General features: G+C 42.2%; 18 protein-coding genes and 1 pseudogene. 9 read left to right on the top strand and 10 right to left on the bottom strand.

The genetic code is table 11. From position 1 onward, the window contains the following. The first annotated feature begins 168 nt into the window (after positions 1 to 168). Genes NL647_RS17350 through NL647_RS17335 form a run of 4 tightly spaced genes read left to right on the top strand, consistent with a single transcriptional unit; the run spans position 169 to position 4,128 of the window. Positions 169 to 1,398 (top strand): ankyrin repeat domain-containing protein, encoded by a 1,230-nt coding sequence (locus NL647_RS17350; RefSeq protein ID WP_009697475.1) that lies wholly within the window; start codon positions 169 to 171, stop codon positions 1,396 to 1,398. After that, positions 1,395 to 2,303: a radical SAM protein gene (locus NL647_RS17345; RefSeq protein WP_253650441.1), complete on the top strand. Its 909-nt coding sequence runs from the start codon at positions 1,395 to 1,397 to the stop codon at positions 2,301 to 2,303. The genes NL647_RS17350 and NL647_RS17345 overlap by 4 nt, the downstream gene beginning before the upstream one ends. Next, on the top strand, positions 2,300 to 3,562 hold the full coding sequence (locus NL647_RS17340) for an HAD hydrolase family protein (RefSeq protein ID WP_154203682.1): 1,263 nt from the start codon (positions 2,300 to 2,302) through the stop codon (positions 3,560 to 3,562). The genes NL647_RS17345 and NL647_RS17340 overlap by 4 nt, the downstream gene beginning before the upstream one ends. A gap of 2 nt (positions 3,563 to 3,564) precedes the next feature. Next, a complete protein-coding gene (locus tag NL647_RS17335) occupies positions 3,565 to 4,128 on the top strand; it encodes a uracil phosphoribosyltransferase (RefSeq protein WP_009697478.1) in 564 nt (187 codons plus the stop codon). Between the two features lie 245 nt (positions 4,129 to 4,373). On the opposite strand, the gene NL647_RS17330 is transcribed toward NL647_RS17335, so the two are convergent. Next, positions 4,374 to 5,744, bottom strand: coding sequence for an MATE family efflux transporter (locus NL647_RS17330; protein WP_154203683.1), 1,371 nt, complete (start codon positions 5,742 to 5,744; stop codon positions 4,374 to 4,376). 272 nt (positions 5,745 to 6,016) lie between these two features. Between NL647_RS17330 and msrP the strand changes: the two genes are divergently transcribed. The 3 genes from msrP (at position 6,017) to NL647_RS17315 (ending at position 9,560) form a co-directional block, all read left to right on the top strand. Beyond that, on the top strand, positions 6,017 to 7,021 hold the full coding sequence (msrP, locus tag NL647_RS17325; RefSeq protein WP_050908897.1) for a protein-methionine-sulfoxide reductase catalytic subunit MsrP: 1,005 nt from the start codon (positions 6,017 to 6,019) through the stop codon (positions 7,019 to 7,021). Continuing rightward, complete coding sequence (gene msrQ / locus NL647_RS17320; protein WP_154203684.1) at positions 7,018 to 7,635, top strand: protein-methionine-sulfoxide reductase heme-binding subunit MsrQ; 618 nt, start codon at positions 7,018 to 7,020, stop codon at positions 7,633 to 7,635. Before msrP ends, msrQ begins: the two co-directional genes overlap by 4 nt. Before the next feature lie 416 nt (positions 7,636 to 8,051). Continuing rightward, entirely contained in the window at positions 8,052 to 9,560 is a 1,509-nt protein-coding gene (locus NL647_RS17315) for a DUF3360 domain-containing protein (RefSeq protein ID WP_253650440.1), read from the top strand. A 124-nt stretch (positions 9,561 to 9,684) separates the two neighbouring features. Here the strand turns inward: NL647_RS17315 and NL647_RS17310 are convergent, their stop codons facing one another. The 8 genes from NL647_RS17310 to NL647_RS17275 all read right to left on the bottom strand — a co-directional run bounded on the left by NL647_RS17310 (position 9,685) and on the right by NL647_RS17275 (position 16,044). After that, positions 9,685 to 10,014, bottom strand: a complete 330-nt coding sequence (locus NL647_RS17310; protein ID WP_009697480.1) for a cytochrome c — start codon at positions 10,012 to 10,014, stop codon at positions 9,685 to 9,687. Between the two features lie 2 nt (positions 10,015 to 10,016). Continuing rightward, positions 10,017 to 10,493 carry a TlpA disulfide reductase family protein gene (locus tag NL647_RS17305; protein ID WP_047516783.1) on the bottom strand — a complete coding sequence of 159 codons (477 nt, stop codon included), beginning with the start codon at positions 10,491 to 10,493 and terminating at the stop codon, positions 10,017 to 10,019. Then, positions 10,486 to 11,055, bottom strand: coding sequence for an SCO family protein (locus NL647_RS17300; RefSeq protein WP_052127686.1), 570 nt, complete (start codon positions 11,053 to 11,055; stop codon positions 10,486 to 10,488). Before NL647_RS17300 ends, NL647_RS17305 begins: the two co-directional genes overlap by 8 nt. 11 nt (positions 11,056 to 11,066) lie before the next feature. After that, a complete protein-coding gene (locus NL647_RS17295; RefSeq protein WP_047516777.1) occupies positions 11,067 to 12,161 on the bottom strand; it encodes a YncE family protein in 1,095 nt (364 codons plus the stop codon). A 110-nt stretch (positions 12,162 to 12,271) separates the two neighbouring features. Further along, positions 12,272 to 13,930, bottom strand: a complete 1,659-nt coding sequence (locus NL647_RS17290) for a DUF1566 domain-containing protein (RefSeq protein ID WP_009697484.1) — start codon at positions 13,928 to 13,930, stop codon at positions 12,272 to 12,274. Then, entirely contained in the window at positions 13,931 to 14,542 is a 612-nt protein-coding gene (locus NL647_RS17285) for a NapC/NirT family cytochrome c (protein WP_017190228.1), read from the bottom strand. Positions 14,543 to 14,550: 8 nt separating this feature from the next. Continuing rightward, positions 14,551 to 15,021, bottom strand: coding sequence for a copper chaperone PCu(A)C (locus tag NL647_RS17280; protein WP_154203686.1), 471 nt, complete (start codon positions 15,019 to 15,021; stop codon positions 14,551 to 14,553). Positions 15,022 to 15,045: 24 nt separating this feature from the next. After that, entirely contained in the window at positions 15,046 to 16,044 is a 999-nt protein-coding gene (locus NL647_RS17275; protein WP_154203687.1) for a porin, read from the bottom strand. Between the two features lie 218 nt (positions 16,045 to 16,262). Between NL647_RS17275 and NL647_RS17270 the strand changes: the two genes are divergently transcribed. Both NL647_RS17270 and NL647_RS17265 read left to right on the top strand, forming a co-directional pair. Beyond that, on the top strand, positions 16,263 to 17,165 hold the full coding sequence (locus tag NL647_RS17270; protein WP_009697488.1) for a LysR family transcriptional regulator: 903 nt from the start codon (positions 16,263 to 16,265) through the stop codon (positions 17,163 to 17,165). Between the two features lie 107 nt (positions 17,166 to 17,272). Beyond that, positions 17,273 to 18,142 (top strand): annotated as a pseudogene (locus NL647_RS17265) (DUF3360 family protein); the annotation flags it as partial. Between the two features lie 205 nt (positions 18,143 to 18,347). Here NL647_RS17265 and NL647_RS17260 read toward each other — a convergent pair. Next, positions 18,348 to 19,544, bottom strand: coding sequence for an MFS transporter (locus NL647_RS17260; RefSeq protein WP_029788129.1), 1,197 nt, complete (start codon positions 19,542 to 19,544; stop codon positions 18,348 to 18,350). Positions 19,545 to 19,553 lie beyond the last annotated feature (9 nt).

The raw sequence follows: 19,553 nt of genomic DNA, 5'->3' as shown, positions 1-19,553 counted from the left end.
AACATCGCCCAATCAGGTCATTCTAGACAGAATACGTGTCACGCATAGTTACACGCTGTAAAGTATTTATACATCAGCAACTTGTTTCTTGTACCCATGGCAACGCCCTGTTATGTTTCAATACACATAAGGCGTTGGTTGCATAGCTAAGGGATATGAGTGTAAATTATGCTGACAGAGTTAATTGGAAAGAACATCAAAACATTTAGAGATGAGCAAAAACTGTCTCAAAAAGAACTTGCGGAGCAACTTAACGTTGCTCGACCTGTGATATCAAATTGGGAAAACGGTAAAAACGAGCCATCTTCGTCTCAATTGCTAAAACTCTCGAAAATATTTAAAACTTCTACTGACGAGTTGGTTGGTAATACCTCAATCAAGAAAAAGGTTATCGTTGTTGATACCTCTGCGTTGATCAAAAGACCGTCGATCATTGATGAGCTTGAAGAGTTTTTTGAAGAAGTCGTAATACCAGAAGTTGTGATTTCAGAACTGAATAATCTGAAAGACAGGGGCAACCCTTCTACAAAACAAAAAGCTTGGTTGGTAATGAAATCCATTACCGAGAAGAAAGCAAAATTCTGCATAGAAAGAAGCATCAAAACGGATGGAAACAATGACGAAAAGATCGCTGATGTAGCAATTAGGAGATCGAAAGCCTGTCCTTACGATGATGTATATTTGTTAAGTGATGATATCTATTTTCAGTTTTTGACTAGAGAACCAAGAAATCTGACAGCGATAACTCCCAATATGTACATAGAGAAGTTTCACACCGCAGACAATGATTATGATGTCGTGCGCTCTATAGAGTTTGGTTCTTTAGTCAAATCGAAGAAACTTCAACAAGTTATGGATTTCGATATGCTGGGTGTTGATGTTAATTTTCATAGTCCTGATAGTGGCTTAACACCATTGATTTGTGCCGTAAGAAATCGCGATCTACCGATGATCAAATACCTTCTCACATTAAAAGAAATAAACCTTGATGTAAGGGATAAACACAAATACCGCTTTTCAGCTATCCATCATGCAACGCAGGTTAAGAAATTGGAAATAATAAAGCTGTTGGTCGAAAACGGGGCTGATCTTGACTATGGGAGTGGAGGTAAGAATGCTGGCAACACACCTCTAATGATTGCTGCGTGGAGTGGTTTTTTACAAGCGGCAGATTATTTTTTGTCTCACGATTCTTGCACAAATCAACAAGATAATAACGGTTATACACCTTTGATGAAAGCTTGTATTAAGCACGATATAAAAATGGTCAGAATGCTAATTGAAAAAACTGATTTGATGATTAGGTGTAGAAATAACAAGACAGCAATCGACTATTTAGATGCAAATAACCCGAAAAGTAGCGATATATTTGAAATATTTAAAGGAAATTTGAAGTGATTGATCGAGCTTGTATATCTCTTGGAGAGCAATGTAACTTAAAATGTGCTTACTGCCATTTTCATAATGAAGATAATGGGAAGTTAAGTGGAATACCGCAAGAGTTTACTACTGATGAGTTAATCAAAATAGCAAAAAACCTAAATGATTATGCACGAGTTAACAATTTAACCACCTTAAAAATTGGAATAGTTGGTTCTGGTGAACCTATTTTACAGTATAGAAAAATTGTTGGTCTTATCGAGTATGTAAAGAACAATAATCTGGATAGATTAGCATTCTATACCATTACAAATGGAACTATATTAACAGAAAAAATATTAGATTTTTTCTTGGAAAACAAAGACTCGATAAAGATGTGCTTCTCATTGGATGGTTATGAAGAGCTTCATAATTTAGGTCGGGAGAAATATAATGTTGTTTTTAGTGGAGTGAAAAAGTATGAGTATAAATTTGGGAACAAGCCACCTATAAACTGTACAGTGCACAGCAAAACTATTTTGAATAAAACTAAACTTAGAACATACCTTAAAGATAATAATTTTAAGGATGTAACGTTTTCACGCCTTTTTGATTCTCACGATCAAAGTATGACAATATCAAAGGACGAATACCAGTCTTTGCTTGAAGATTTTAGAGGTAGCCAGTTCGAAGTTCGTCAACTTGATGAAAATAATAAAAAGAAATATGACTGTACAATGTATGGCACACTCTGTGGAGTAGGTCGAACCAATATTTTCATCACTAAACGTGGTATCTATCCGTGCGGCAGATTCTATGGAAATGAAGATTACAACTATGGTGCATTCGATATGGACCTTGAAAATTTAGAATTTCAAATGGGTAGGATGAAGCCTCTACAAGACGGTGAATGTTACTATGACAAATATGTTGAGGTTAAATGATGAAGTTAGCTATCTATGGAGTATCTCGATCTGGTAAAGACTATCTAATCAAAAATGTAATTGCCTATTTACAGGAAACTACATTGTTAACAGCTATTCATATTGAGGGTTCAAAGACGTTGAATGCTCTTGCTCAAGATATGTTCTCACAGCCCTTTAAAAGTCTCGAAGAGTCAAGAAAAAGAACATTGCGAGAAAAATTTACTGATATCGTGAATGAAAAAAATTCAGAATACGATCTCGTACTAGTAGATGGTCATTATTCTTTTATAGATGGCGATTCTTACCAAGTAGTCTTCACTGAAAAGGATGAACATGTTTACGATCACTTCTTTTATTTGGATACTCCATCAGAAATGGTTGTAGATTTTTCGAGGAAAAGTAAAGGAGATAAAAGAAATTTAGAGGTTACTGTGGAACAAGTTCGAAATTGGAAGAAATACGAAAAATGTAAATTGGATAAAATATGTAACAATCAGAGAAAAGAGTTAGTGATCTTAGATGAAGATACCCGATCTAGTATTCAATTTATTTCTTATTGGCTGAGATCATATTCTTCAAAGCTTTGCAATCAAAGCTCAGCTCTAAGTTTTTATAATAAGCATAAAGAATTACTAGAAAAATCAAATCAGGTTATCCTTGTTGACTGTGATAAGACAGTTTCAATTAATGACGGGACTTATGATTTCTGTAGACATTTAGGCTTAAGAAAAGAAGAGTTAAAATATATATTTAGAAATGATAGGTATACGTCATACCAATTCTTTAAAGTTTGGAATCTGTACAAAAAGAATAGCTCTATTAAAGTGGAAGAAGCTGCGAATCAAAGCTTGCAAAAGATAAAACTAAGTCAGAGTTTATCTAGCTATTTATCGAGTAAGAAAGATTCAATCGTTATCGGTGTTACGTCAGGCGTATTCGATATTTGGAGCTTAGTTAACGAAAAGCATCAAATTTTTGATGTTTTGTTGGGGAATAGTTGTAAACCAGAAATTGAGTATCTTGTTACTCCATTGTTCAAGAAGGAAATAGCGAATCTACTAAGGGAAAAAGGGAAGTACGTTGTGGCTATTGGTGATTCGATGATTGATATTCCAATGTTAGAAGCAGCAAATCAAGGGTATTTGGTTGCTCACGAAAAATTAAACAAGGCAGTGGAATCTTACTTAGCTGGGATTGTGTGTACAAATATTGAGCAAATATTTGAAGTTGGAGTGTCTTATGACCTTAAAAAATTCTGTGAACTAGAAGAAGTATAATTATGTACGTATTAAATGAAAGCATTCAAAATAATAATGTAGAACAACTGATTGAGACTTGTAAAAGCGGTTCAATGTCGATGGGCTATATACTTAGAACCGCACATTATCAGCTAGGAGAGCTAATTGCAGAACCAATATCAAAAGCTTCGAATCAACAAAAAAACTATGCCGTACTGATTTTGATGCGTGCAGGTTTGTGTTTTGGCAATGGCATTGCAGACAAGCTTGAACAATTGGGTAGTAATGCATCAATAATTTTCGTCTATGATGATAAGGTTTCTAATGAAGACCTCGAACTTATTAAAGACAAAGACATTATAATTGTTGATGCAGTAATCAATTCGGGTAAAAGTGTTTTTGATCTAATTGACCAGCTCCCAGATACTACCTCTGTAAAACTTGCTACAACAGTGATCCCAAGTTCTTCGACTGAGCTACTTGAGAGCTATGATTTATATACTGTACGAGTATCAAATAACAAGTACGAGGGAGCAAAGGTTCAAGTCATCTCTGGTGGAAAGGGACCTGATACAGGTGATAGATTGTTTAATACGTATGAATAAAATGTAGCGTCGCTTTGTTGTACTGTCTAAGTGATTGAATACTGATCTCGTTTATAGGGTGCAACAAGATTTATTCTTACCAATGTCACCTCGTCTGATACTAACGCGCTAGAGCTAAATCGCCTTGCCCAAAAAACATGCCAAAAGAAAGAGCAGCTAAACATTTTGCGTTCTCAGTTCTACAAACACAAACACCCACACTTATATGAAGGTGTGGGCGTTTCTCTTTTCTAATTCATTATCTGTTATTGTTCCGCTGTTTTCACTTCTATCATGGGGGCATGAGTAGCGGATAAGTTTTGCTTTACATAGCTCGTTAACTGTAACCATGAAAACAATCCAGCGAGTACATTCGCTATTGTTGCCGCAATGACGATAGTAAAAATGTCACCCTGTAACGAACCAATCGCAATCGCTGGGATGTACAGTACCAGCAATCTAACAAAGCAAACGAAAAGGGCGGTTTTGGGTTTACCCAATGCGTTGAAGATTGAAGTGACAACCATACATAAGCCTAAAGGACCGTAGCTAAACGGAATCACCCAAAGGGCTAGCTTCAACCAATCTTGCATTGTGTTGTCCGCCGATAGTAGAGGAACAACGATTGGTAAACTTACCACCAACAAAGTTGCGATGACCAAGTGGAACAAGATCACAAAGCGAGAAGCTGATTGAACAAGCGCTTGGATTGAATCGAAACGTTCGGCACCGAGCTCACGACCAATCATCGGTGGTAACGACATGGTGAGCGCCAATGTGAAGATTAGCAAGAAGCTCTCGACTCGGTTGAGCAAACTCCAAAACGCAATTTCATTGGTTCCAAGATGAGCGATGAATATCACAGTCACGAACGCGCTGACTGACGGTAAGATTTGGTTCATCATGGTTGGAATCGTGGTTTTGATCAGTAGATTGAAATCCTCTTTGCTGGCTAAAGCACAAGATAAAGGAGCGAACCAATGGCGACCTTTGGCTCTTTGCATCATGTAAGCCGCGCTGATGGCAAAACCAAGCATAGATGCTAGCGCTGCACCTGCGATCCCCATGTTAAGAACGAACATAAAGATTGGATCAAGTACGAGGTTGATAAGGCTTGCGATGACAAAAACGGAGCCAGTGACTTTAGTGTCACCATTCGCACGATAAACACAGGTCATCAAATACAGCACAGCACTCGATAGTGCGCTCAACAACCACAAACCCCAGAACTGACCAAATAACACTTCGAGTTGCTGATATTGCGCGCCGCTGTCTTCCACAGAGACAAACGCGGAAAACACACTTTGTTCCATCAACCACAATGTAACTCCAATAAGTGCGATAAAAGCGCTGCCAACAAGCAATGCAAGTGAAGCCGTATTAGTAGCTCGTCGTGTGTCATTTGCACCAAAAGCATGAGAAATGATCGATGTTGCCGCGACACCGATGCCGACTTGAATGCCGATAAATGCAGCTTGGAAAGGCATGGTAATACCTTGCACCGTAAGCTCGTTTACACCAAGCTTGCCGATAAACACTGCATCAATAAGTTGTACTGACATGATCGCAAAGAGACCGACCGTTAACGGCAGTGTTTTTTCGAGAACGGATTTTAAAGTCGAGGAAATCGCTAGCATCACAAGGCTCATGATTGGAAAGTTTGGGAACAATGCCAGTATAGAGTTGTGATTGTTAATGATAAGAGGGGTAATCCCTAAATCAGTTTTTAGATTTGGTTAATAATGAAGTCGCTGTGTGTTCCACAGTGCGGCTGAATAGTAATTGCAAACTTAAATGCATATCGGTTTTTCGTTTTCTATGAAATAGAACTGCCATTGCTACGGTCTGTCTTAATCAACGTATTACCAGTTCGCTATTTACTAAAGTATGAACACATTCGGGGAAGATTATGTGGATTAAGAAGAATCATCGCTGGGCTTTATCTGAAAACGAAGCGACGCCAGAGTCCGTCTATAAAGAGCGTCGTGAAATATTGAAAAAGTTAGGCATTGCGGTTGTCGGTATGCCACTCGCTGCGAATGCACAAGCTGGTATTTTGGACATCTTCTCGTCAAAGGAAAAGCCAGTCTCAGATAATCGAATTGATCTTAGTGTGACTAAGCCACAGCAGTATCAAGCGGATCTTTCTCTTACTCCTGAGAGCAAGGTTTTGAAATACAATAATTTCTATGAGTTTGGTACCGATAAATCTGACCCAGCGAAAAACTCTTCTGAGTTCGTGTCTGACCCATGGACGGTTGAGATCGACGGCTTGGTGAATAACCCGATTAAGCTCGATTACGATGACATCTTTAACAAGTTCACACTAGAAGAGCGAATCTATCGCTTACGTTGTGTCGAAGCATGGTCAATGAACATTCCGTGGATTGGTTTTCCTCTAGCAGACATCATCAAAATGGCGGATCCAAAAAGTAACGCGAAATACGTTGCTTTTGAAACCCTCTACGACCCGAAACAGTTCCCAGCTCAAGGCTCGTTTAGCAGTATTGAATATCCTTACGTCGAAGGGCTTCGTCTTGATGAAGCAATGAACCCGCTCGCACTGATTTCTGTGGGTTTGTACGGTAAGACGCTTGCACCACAAAACGGTGCGCCACTTCGCTTAGTTGTACCGTGGAAGTATGGTTTCAAAAGCATTAAGTCTATTGTTCGAATTCGTTTAACTGACCGAGAGCCGCCAACAACGTGGAATCGTTTAGCACCAAATGAATACGGTTTTTACGCTAATGTGAACCCAAATGTTGACCACCCACGTTGGAGCCAAGCTAGCGAGCGTTTCATCGGTGAGGGCAGTGTGCTCAGTACTCGCAGACAGCCAACATTGATGTTCAACGGTTACGAGGAAGAGGTGGCGCATCTCTATAAGAATATGGACCTGAGGAAGTTCTATTGAGAAAGCTGACGCCAAAACACATCATTGCGCTTAAGGTCCTTATCCATCTTGTCTCTTTAGGCTTTTTAGGTCTGCTGGTTATTGCGATTAATACCGACAACTTAGGTGGCGACCCTGTTCAAGGCATTATCCATTACACGGGTATTAGCGCGCTGAATACGCTGTTTATTACCTTGTTGGTTTCTCCGCTTACGCGTTGGACCAAGCAGGGATTGTTAGTTCGAGTCAGACGACTACTCGGGCTCTACAGCTTTTTCTGGGCAGTGCTTCATTTGGTTGCGTTTGCTGTTCTTGATTTAGGGTTAGATTGGAGCTTACTTGCCTCTGAAATCGTCAAACGCCCTTACTTGACCGTTGGTGCAGCAGTGTGGGTAATCTTGTTACTTCTGGCGGTGACTTCGACTCAATCTATACAACGCAAGATGGGTCCTAAATGGCAAAAGCTGCATAACTGGGTTTACCTAGCGGCTATATTGGCACCGATTCATTTCTATTGGTCGGTGAAGTCAGAGGTAGCAGAGCCAACCATCTATATCCTAATCGCCATTGGTTTGTTGCTGGTGCGCTGGAAGACATTGAAGCAGCGAGTGTTTCGAAAAATGTTATCCAGTTGATGTGCTGTTAGACTAATTGCGATAAATGAATCAACAGACAAAAAGGGGCTACGTGAGCCCCTTTCTTAATTGGATAAAAAGCCGCTAACCCAAGCTTTCTGTTGCTGTTGGCTCACCACGTTTCCACCTCTTTCGTTCGTTCTCGCCAAAGACCTTGAACTAGGTCTATCAAATCGCATCACAACGCCCATACCTTTAGCCCGAACCCTACGACTAATGTCTAACCACCTGAGACTATTTGTATTTTTTCGTTTGGTATAAGGTACTAGCAACTTAATTTAAAGGGTTCATAAACGTCAGTTATCGAGATCTTGTCGCAGAGAATATAGAGACAACGACTTGCTTAATCTTCGTTTATTGAGCAAACAACGTTGGTTGGAAAAACACACCTTAGAGTGTGAACGAAAGGAATCACAATGAGCAGCACTTTAGAGTCCGTACATATTCGAACAGATAAGCCTAAAGCCAGTGAGGATGAACTCACTTATGAACAACAACATAAACCTAGCTCGGAGTTTGAGTCCCGAGAACAATATTTAGAGCACGAGTTGCAAATCATGGCGCCTAAACGTTGGCGTCCTAATTTGCCGTTTAAAGATTATCGATTCGAGGTAGAAGACACCATTCCGGCGATGGCCGCGACCATTGGTAAAGTTGTTATGGTGGGAGCCATTGCAGCAACCTTTGCCGGAGCGCTAGGGTTGAATGAAGGCTTTGTTTTAGAAAATGTACGTTATGAACTACTCATCGCCTCTGTTTTCATTATTCTTTTCTCAGGCTTTCTGTTGCCGACCGCAAACCTCGCGGGTACACACGGCCCGCTCATCCCATTAATTCCTATCGTCGTTGCAGCAGGCGGGCACCCAATGGCCTTTGGTCTGCTGATTGGCGCTTTTGGCATACTGTTAGCCATCAGTAAAGGTGGCAGCATGTTGGCAAATCTCACCAGTAAAGGCGTGTGTGGTGGTTTATTGCTCTACCTTGGCTTTGTTGGAACCGTCTCTCAAGTCAAAAAGCTGTTCGCGTGGGCAGAGGGAATAGGGATGAGCCACATTGCTTTTGTTGTGATCTTTTGCACCATTATTTTATATGCATTGCTGGAACATTTTCGTAAGCGTTGGCTAGCTGTCCCTCTTAGTTGTTTGCTAGGCGGTACTTTAGCTTTTGCCATGGGCGCGCCGTTTTCTTTTCAAACCGAGCCCGGCTTACCCAACATGAACCCTATGTATTGGTGGGGGGAAGATACGGGCTGGATGCTAGGTTTACCGACGATTGAACACTTCATGGTCGTATTGCCTTTTGCTATTTTGGCAGTCGCGATGTGGTCGCCAGATTTTTTAGGGCATCAAGTGTTTCAAAAAATCAGCTATCCAGAGCGTACAGAAAAAGTACATATGAACATCGATGATACGATGACTACCGCTTCAATTCGTCAGACGTTCGGTTCTTTGCTCGGTGGTACTAACTTTACGTCTTCGTGGGGAACTTACATCGTTCCGGCGGCTATCGCTAAACGCCCAATTCCTGCTGGTGCTTTGCTAACAGCACTGTTCTGTATCATCGCCGCGGTTTGGGGCTACCCAATGGACTTAGCGATCTGGCAACCTGTACTTTGTGTTGCGCTTATTGTTGGGGTATTTGTTCCATTGCTAGAAGCAGGAATGGAAATGACGCGTGAAGGGAAAACCACTCAATCGGCGGCGATTGTTGTATTTTCTTCAGCGCTCGTTAACCCTGCATTTGGCTGGTCTCTCACCATGTTGCTAGATAATTTAGGCTTAGTCGGCTGTAAAGAACGTAGTGGAGAGCTGAGTAAAATGAGCCGTTGGGTGTTGCCTGGCATTATGTTTATTGTACTAACAAGCGTAATGGCATTGGTGGGCTTACTTCCGGGGATTCCAGCAATTATCCCAAGCTTTCGTTAGATAGGCTCATTGTACGATTTATGGTTTGAAGAACCTTTTTCTAACCTGATAGAAACGGTTTAGTTCTGTTGAACTAAACCGTTTTGGCTGAATACTTCTGGCAGAATTTCTAAGAGCGATGCCCTTAGTTGCTGCTCACTACGCTTAAGTATTTAGCCATAAGGCGAATTTCTTCGTCGGTGTAGTGTTCCATTGCTACCTCCATGGTCATGAACAAACCGTTTTTACGTTTTTTCATCTTGTAATCCTTCATTTGATTGAAGAGGTAAAGTTCACTTTGCCCGCCGATTTTCGGGTACATAGGCATCACTGGCTCATTTCCGGTTTCACCATGGCACGTGGCGCAACCACCTTTCCCAGGGGCGATGTATAGCGCTTTGCCTTTTTCAGTCTCAGGGCTGGCAAAAGCAGAGAAGCTGATGGAGAGAATAAGTAAGATAAGCGTACGTTTCATGATTACAGCTCCTTTCTTAAGCAAGTTAGCCAGTCTTGAATCACTTCGGGGGAGTGCTTGATATACCCAGAATAACGAAACTTAGTTTCACCATTGATCACTACCAATGTGGCTGGCAACCCTTGAAAACCAAGTGCATGAATTGATCCCATGTCTGGTTCAATGGTTTTCGGTAAATGATGAATCCCCAATTTAGAAAAACGCTCATCGATCGCCGGAAGATTGTCCCCAATGTGTACTGTTTCAACACTATAATTTTCGTTATTCGCTATGCTGTCGAGCGCAGGCAACTCCTTTAAACAAGGAGGGCACCAAACCGCCCATAGATTGACCAAACTTACTGGGCTTTTTAACTCGGTAAGCTGATAAGTAGCATTTGCTAGCTTAAACCCCTCTGGAGTGATGCATTCTTTTGCTGTTATAGAGAAGCTCAAGCATAGCGTTACGCTAACCAGTGCAAATGAGGTCCATTTATTCATTGATATACCTCTTCAAACTTTGACCGATTTTTGCACCACCTTCACCATAGCCAAATACATCGATAAGCTCTCTGTCTGGTCCGTAAAGGTAGATGTAGGCAGAGTGGTAAACTTCATATTGTTTTGGGAGAGGGGGATAAATCGGCTTGCCTTCAAGAGAATAGCCATAGGTTGCTTTCATACTCTTTGCTATTGCTTTGATCTGCTCTTGAGTTCCGGTTAATCCAACCATTTTGGGATCAAAGTACTTTACATACATGTCCAAGTTTTCAACGGTATCGCGGTTAGGGTCAACAGAGATGAAGATTGGCGTGACCTTATCAGTCTCCTCTTTTAACGAATTCACCGCTGTCGCTAAATCGATGACAGTGGTGGGGCAAATGTCTGGGCAACTGGTGTAACCAATACCCATTAATAAGAATTTCCCTTGCCAATTTTTCTCGGTCACCGTACCTAAGGTATTCTCTTGCAGTTCAAACTTTAAAGGTTTAGCCGCGGCGCTAAAACTCAGGAAGCACGCCGCTAGGAAAGCATAGATAGTGTAGGAAGTTTGTCGTCTCATTGTGCGTTCCTTTAGTGACATACAGTATTTGTAATGCCCATCGCTAGCAGGTGGGGTTTGGACAACTTAGTGTCGATCTCTTTCAACACCTTGTTGGTGCGGATGTCGTATACGAAAAGTTTTGAAGAGCCTTCTTGTGTTGCAAAGAGCGTCTTTGAGTCTGAAACCACAACCACTTCTCGTAAGTCATTTTTTAACGAGACAGATTGGACTGGTGTATTGGTCGAAAGCTCAAAAATGTCCAGAGCTCCCTTTGATTCAATGATGCCCATTGTCTCGATCCAACCAGTACGAATAGATTTTGGAGCCCCGGTAAGCTTGAGTTCCTTGACAACTTCACCTCCCCAGGATTCGATAACTTGCGCTTGACCACTTTCACTGGCAAGAACAATATATTCAGAATCTGAACTCACGTAAGGACGCCAAGGTTGTGAGTCGAAATGGAAGGTGTTGAATTCCATTTCCATAGAGAGATCCCAAACGACCACTGAATTATCTTTATATTGGGAGGTAAGCGCTAAGCGCGCGTCTGGTGACAAAGTCAGTTCAGATACGTTACCTTCGCCGACATTGATATAGCTTCTTTGACCATCGTGATTACGATAAATAAGTGTTTTTCCTGACTTGCTTTCTGAAACATACAAGTTGTAGCCGCCGTTATCAAAGTTCATGCTAAACGGCGATTTGATGTCGGTAATCGTGGCGATGTATTCACGTTTTAGCGGTTTAATAATGTCTATGCGATCCTTCATTGCCACTGCCAGTTGGGCTTCATCAGCATGAAAGGTAATTTCTGTAGGAACACTTTCCATCTCCATCTGCCAATGTGTCTTTTTAACTAAGTCGTAGACATAGACGGTTGGTGTTTGTCCGTCGATGTAGACGAGAACGTCTTGTACGTCTGACACTTCAAGATGAATCGGTTTTGCCTTGAGTTCGATCTGGTCTGTGTAGGAAAACGTAAAGGTGTCAATAACGGCGACGTTTTTTGAGTCATCGTCAGAAATGAATGCCCAACGAGCACCATCGTCATATCGACCTTCGATATCGGCGTACGCAGAAAAGGTAAGCAAAGAGGTAAGTAGGGGAATTAAAATCTTGTTCATAGTAACCTCGAACAATAGAAAGCATCATCGCAATCGAGCCATAAATGATTTTTGGGGCGACATTCTTGGTGTGGAAGTAAAGAAGCCCTCAAGAGGGCTTCATTGAAAAACTAAGGGTTGCGAACACAGCGAGTATAGAACTCGGAGTCTTTTGACATACCGAAGCCTTGTCCTGTCAAATAGCCATGCGCCCAACCTTCGTTATCACCAGTAAACCTCAAATCCAATTGCTCAGGCGTTTGGTTTTTCTTACGAGCCGATAGCGGTCTTACGTGAAGCGTAGGGCCGGCAACATCAGAGGTGCTGGTCCAGAAGAATGATTTCACTGGTGTGTTCGGGAAAAACTCTTCATCAATAGCTGGAGAAACTTTGTTGTAGTTAACAATTGAGTTCATCTCCTTGATATCTGGAGTGCGCCAGTCATCATAGCCAGCATATTCTAAGTCTTGGCAGTACTTCAGGGAGTCATCGAACTTGCGTTTCACATAATCAATATTTTGTTGCCACATTCGATTGGTCACTTTTTCTGTTACAGTACCGTCACCGTTATCCACGTATTGCATGTTGTGGTATGCGGCGTCGTTATCCGCGCGAACACAGCGAACCAGCTTGGTTGAAGCAGTATGTTGACCCATGATATGAGCATCAGGGAAGCCGACGTGCCAAACGTGATCGTGACGATCAGAAACAGGGAACGTCCAAATACCAGAGTTTTGACGTGGCATGTTCAAGAACACATCGGTATTAATCGCTGGACGGAACTCACCCATGTCAGCTATGGAGAATAGCTCTTTCATTAGCGGGAAACGCCAGTCTGTGTAACCATCGATTTCTAGGTTTGCGCAGTATTCTTTACCTTCGACCGCCGTCATCCAGATTCGGGAGGAGTCACGTTCCCACATCAACTGAGTATTGTTGTCGAGAACGACTTTCCCTGATTCAGAGATAGTGTAGCTAGGCTCATTACCTTGGTAGTCAGAGTCTTCGCCAAAGGTGTCAGTAAAGTTCTGTATTTGACCTGTTTCTGGTAACTTGAAACCTTTAGGTGCGGGCATTCCGATACCAGTAATAAACTCTTCCTTTTCAATCGGCTTAACTCGTTGACCAGAAACATAAGCCGCTACATCGCGATAGTCTTGGTCTGACAGCATCTTAGCGTAAGGCATCATGATACCTGCCAGTGCTCCGTTGGTTCGTTTGCCGTCGCGGTAGGCAATCATCTGTTCATAGATGTACGTTGGCATTTGACCTTTCAATGGCGGGAAGTTTTTCTGTGTTGATGCACCTTGCTCTCCATGACAAGCTTTACAGGTTCTGTCGTAAGTTTCTTTTCCGCGTTTAAACTCTTCACTTTCTAGTACATCCGGCATTGGGTTGTACTTCATTTTTTGTGCACCAAGAAGGATCGCGGTTGATGCCATATCACGAGGCGGGTTAGCGTAAACGATCTCTTTCATTTGAGAGGAGATACCTGCGTGGCGCTCATTATCCATAGAGAACCATTGGTCTAAGAACCATTGTGGATCAAAACCTTCAAGCTTGGGGCTCAAGGTCTCAGGTACTTCCTCTTTTGCTGGTCGGTGGCAACCGAGGTAACAACCAAACACAATACGTTTTGCTGCTTTTAAGTCTTTAGGTGATTTCTTTAAATCTTCAAACGTTCGATTAATGGTGTAATCACCGTATCCATTATCGATGTCTTCTGCTGCAAAAGTGCTACCAGCCAACGCTAAGCTGATGGCAAGTGACAATGCGGTTGAATGTTTCATTTATAAGCCCTCAGTTGCCGCCAAATTACGAATTCGTTCTTCATCACGCAAACGCATCTCACGCTTTAAGTTAGGGTGGGCGATATCGTAGTGGCAGCTCGAACACTTCCAAGATGGATCGTTAGCTTTGTTGTTAAACGCAAGGTTGTGAGAAAAGTCTGATGCGGGTGAGTTTTCGTCTGCACCTTGAGCGCGCTCTTCCAAGCCTCGGTGGCAATTGATGCAGCCTGAGTCATAAACATACTCACCACGTTTAGGGTGGAGTTCATCATAATCAAGCGATTCCATACCCAGCACAAACTCTCCCCATAGGTGGCGAGTTCCGGATGTTCCTTTTACCCAAAGCTCTTCAACAATATTCGATTTTGGCAGGTGACAATCGATACAATCTGCGACAAAACCATGTTGGTTGTTGCCGCCATGTATCGATTGAGAAAACGTTTCAGCCATTGGTTTCATCGTATGGCATGACGCACAAAATTCATTGGTACTGAATACATGCAAAACTTCGGTTGCAGGGAGTGCTGAGATCAAACCAATACCGATGCCGACTGCGACAATGGCAAGCTTAACCGAGCGTTTCACTTGTTTAATTTGCTCAATAATTTTCATCATCTCACCTACATTTTATGCTTCGGAGGAAAGTCAGAAGATTTAAGAACGTTCGCTTCACATTGTTGGTCTGAAAGGTAGGTGAGCCATAAGTTGACCGTGTACTTTTCACCGGCGAGTGGGCGCTTCTTAAGGTCCATTAACATAAAGTGCGTTCCACCGCGTTCTAGTTTGGTCACCGTGTTCTTTTTGAGGAACAGTTTCGGAAAACGCTGCATCTTCATCACGCCATCTTTCATAATGGTGTTGTGCATTTGAACCTCATTGGTAAGCTCCGGTATTTCCGCTCCTAGAATGGCTTCTGGAGAAGGGAGTCTCAGTGCTTTTACTTCTTCGTCTTCAGTAAAGCTCGCATTAAAAAACAGTCCGGTTTTGTTGACGCCTGGAGCGGGTTCAACGATGATACAGTCGGTAATGGAGACACCTGCATAGGCTTGAGCTGTGCAGAGTAAGCTCAACGTTAGGAGTAGCTTTTTCATCTGTTAGATCCTTAGCACAAGGCGTTAAAACTTGAAGTGGAGGCCGATGTTAATGTTGTCATTTCGATTTTCACCGTTGTTGTTCGCCGGGTCATTGGTAGCTGAATCTTCAGCGTACTCAGCAACTTCAACATAGGTAGAGAACTGTTGACTAAAGGCATAGTTAAGACTTGCTAGGTAAAGTGTTTGGTTATCTTTATTGGAATCGTCGAAAGCTTTGTGTTGAGCTCCGAGTTTAAAGGTCAGCTTATCTAAAGAGTATTTGCCTGAGATACCATATACCGCGCTGTCGCCTTGGGGATCGTCGTAATTCAGTTCAATAAGTCCACCTAGGTAGAAGTTATCCCAAGTGTAAGAAGACGACAGAGCGTAACGAACGTAGTCATCGTTTTGATGCCCTGGCATTTGTTTCTCGTCGACTTGGGCACGATTCAGTACCAGATCAAAGTTATCAGTCACATACAATAAGCGCAGACCAAGAATATCAATGTCTTCTCCATTGCTATTGTCAGGGCTTATGACCGCGACTTTTGCGTACACACCTTTCCATTTGGGTGTCATATAGGCAAGTTGATTGTCGCCAGATTTTGCTTGACGAAATAAAGCTGCATTACTTGAACGGTGCATATTGTTGCTTTCAAAAATGTCTACATGAGAGTAGAGATCTTTATAGGTGCCAGTGGTCCCGTTACCGAAGTAGATGCCGCCGAAATCTTTGGTTACTAGAATTAAGTTTGCTTCGCTAACGCGGGTATCGAAGTCTTGCTCCTCTGTAACCTTTTGAGTTAAATCTTCAGAATACTCAGCTTCTAGGTTATAGATAACACGCAAAAGATCAGCATCATGTTTACCTTTGATGCCTGCATTAGCGCGATGAATTTCTGACTGATAATCTTGTCCCGCTTCCCAGCGTACTTGCCCTAAAATGTCGCCATAAAAGTTGGGTGCTTCAAAGGTTGTTGCCGCGACAGGCGTGGTACACAAAGCGAGTGTGGAAAATAGTAAAGAGTGTTTTAACTGCATGAATAGACCTACTCTAAGGTGGTAGTTATGAAAAGTTGTGTCGAATTATATAGAGTTGTTCTTTTGGCAATACGCGAGTAGGAAATAGCAGCAATTCAGAAACTGAATAGCAGAGTTGAGATCAAATAAAGGGTAGATATTTTTTTACTTACAGTGATGAACAGAGAAAATTTACATAATAGTCAGTAATATCTTAGAGACACGATTAGGAGCTAAACATGGATATCGAAGCCGTTAAAATGTTCTCTGTTTTGGCTAAAAAATTAAACTACACCGAAACAGCAAAAGCACTCGATGTAAGCCAACCGACATTAAGCCGAAAAATCAAAGCATTAGAAGAAAGCTTAAATGTTACTTTGGTTCACAGGAGAGGGAGCAGTATTAGTCTTACGCCACAAGGCGAAACGTTTTTAGAGTCTGCAGGTCAAATTCTAGATCTTATCGACCACACTGTAGAAAAGCTTCATGTTGAACGTAAAGGTGTTAGCGGTCTACTACGTATAGGCTGTTTGCACCCGATGGCGAGGTTTTTAACAAAAAGCTTCTTACCGGATTTCCACGAAAAGTATCCGAATATTCACATTCATTTCCATACATTGACGCCAAATACTTTGAGCTTATTTGAAGATGTAGATTTGATGATTGCCCCGTTTTTACCGAATGATGAGTCAGTCGTATGCAGAAAAGCCTCTCGATTTACGCGGTGTTGCTATGCCTCACCAAAGTACATTCAAAAACGTGGAGAACCTAAATATGTTCATGATTTAGAGCTACACCAATGTATTACTCACACGAACACACCAGGTCAGGAAAGATATTGGAATCTGACGAATGAGAGCGGAGAAAAGCGCCAAATTGAAGTGACAGGTGATATGACGACTAACTCAATCGACATCGCGATTAATTTGGCTCAAGAGGGGTTTGGTATTGGTTTAATTCCTGATAACCAGGTGCGTGAACAAGTTCGTTGCGGCGAGCTCATTAAGTTGTTCAATGGCACATGGTATGAGGAAGGTACACTCTATATTTTATACAAACAGAGCATACATACGCCGAAGCGCTTTAAGGTGTTTATTGAAGAGTTTGAAGTTTTTCATGAACAATGGGGGCTACAAAACTAATCTGCAGGGAAAGTAATCAGTGGCGATACTAGATTCTAGACCTTGCACTTCATCAATGGCTTGTTGTGCTTCTAGGTAGGTCTTTTGTACCAGAAGCGACAAGTCTTGCTTTTGTCGTGATCTTTTGCACCATTATTTTATACGCATTATTGGAACACTTTCGTAAGCGTTGGTTAGCTGTCCCTCTTAGTTGTTTGCTAGGCGGCACGTTAGCTTTTGCCATGGGCGCGCCGTTTTCTTTTCAAACTGAGCCCGGCTTACCCAACATGAACCCTATGTATTGGTGGGGGGAAGATACGGGTTGGATGCTAGGTTTACCTACGATTGAGCATTTCATGGTGGTATTGCCTTTTGCTATTTTAGCCGTAGCCATGTGGTCGCCTGATTTTTTAGGGCATCAAGTGTTTCAAAAAATCAGCTATCCAAAACGTACAGAAAAAGTACATATGAACATCGACGATACCATGACCACCGCTTCCATTCGTCAGACGTTCGGTTCTCTGCTCGGTGGTACTAACTTTACGTCTTCTTGGGGAACTTACATCGTTCCGGCGGCTATCGCTAAACGTCCAATTCCAGCTGGCGCTTTGCTGACGGCGCTGTTTTGTATCATCGCCGCTGTTTGGGGCTACCCAATGGACTTAGCGATCTGGCAACCTGTACTTTGTGTTGCGCTTATTGTTGGGGTATTTGTTCCTTTGCTAGAAGCAGGAATGGAAATGACGCGTGAAGGGAAAACCACTCAATCGGCGGCGATTGTTGTATTTTCTTCAGCGCTCGTTAACCCTGCATTTGGCTGGTCTCTCACCATGTTGCTAGATAATTTAGGCTTAGTCGGCTGTAAAGAACGTAGTGGGGAGCTGAGTAAAATGAGCCGTTGGGTGTTGCCTGGCATTATGTTTGTTGTGCTAACAAGCGTAATGGCGCTGGTTGGTCTACTACCAGGGATACCAGCAATTATCCCAAGCTTTCGTTAGATAGGCTCATTGTACGATTTATGGTTTGAAGAACATTTTTCTAACCTGATAGAAACGGTTTAGTTCTGTTGAACTAAACCGTTTTTGGTCCCGAATTGCTCTGGAGATAAAATGGTTTTCATTGTGTAGTACCTAAATTCATTCAAATTAAGAATGAACTGGTCAATACAGAGTATTGACCAGCTTTTAGTGGACATTACAAGGCTTATTTCACAAGTACGCTTTTTTCTGACAAATGAATTGTTGTACGTCTATCAAGACTACCACTGACTTGAGTCAGAGCCAGCGCAACGAGAACTATCACGGCACCAATCCAAGGGGTATGCATCAGCCCCATTTCAGACACGATCATACCGCCTCCCCAAGAACCAAGAGCAATACCAACGTTAAACGCCGCAATGTTTAGACCAGATGCGACGTCTACCGCATCAGGAGTGTATTTTTCAGCTAGTTTCACTACATAAACTTGTAGACCAGGTACATTACCGAATGCAAAAGCCCCCCAAACTAAAATGGTCGCTACCGCTGTGATAGGGTTAACTGCAGTAAAGTTAAATATAACTAGGATAGCGGCGAGCCCAGAAAAAATAATTGTCAGCGCTTTAATTGGTCCCATCTTATCGGCCATTTTACCGCCCCAAATGTTACCAATCGCCACGGATACACCGTATACCAGCATAATAAGGCTGATAGCATTGGCGTTGAATCCTGTTTCCTGTTGCAAAATTGGAGCAAGGAAAGTGAAAGCAGTAAATGTACCACCGTAACCTAGTGCTGTAATCGCATAAACGAGTAGAAGTCTTGGCTGAGTTAACACTTTTAACTGTGATGACAGTTTAGCTGCAGGAGGCTGTTTTAGGTTGCTCGGAACTAAGAAAGCACTACCAACCAACGCAATTAGCCCCAATAACGCAACAATCAGAAAAGTCGATTGCCAACCAAAGGTTTGACCGATGTAAGTCCCAAGTGGTACGCCTGTCACTAGCGCAACAGTTAATCCTGTAAACATAATCGCAATCGCACTTGCTGCTTTTTCTTTAGTCACAAGACCTGTAGCGATCGTAGAACCGATAGAGAAAAATACACCATGGGCTAAACCAGTCAAAATGCGAGCAAAGATAAGAGTGTTATAACCAGGTGCTTGCCAGGCTAATAGATTGCCGATCACAAATAGTGACATAACCGCAAGTAACACGTGTTTACGGTTCATTTTACCTGTTAAGGCTGTCAATACAGGTGCGCCTACTGCAACACCCAGTGCATAAAGGCTCACCAACAGTCCTGCGGATGGTAGTGAGACATTTAAGTCAGAAGCCATCGTTGGGATCAACCCTACGATCACAAATTCTGTTGTTCCAATGGCAAAGGCGCTAAGCGTCAATGCGAGTAGTGCTAATGGCATTTCATTTAC

This window comes from Vibrio sp. Y29_XK_CS5, assembly GCF_024181835.1.
Classification (GTDB): domain Bacteria; phylum Pseudomonadota; class Gammaproteobacteria; order Enterobacterales; family Vibrionaceae; genus Vibrio; species Vibrio harveyi.
This window is presented reverse-complemented; position numbering and strand designations above follow the sequence as displayed.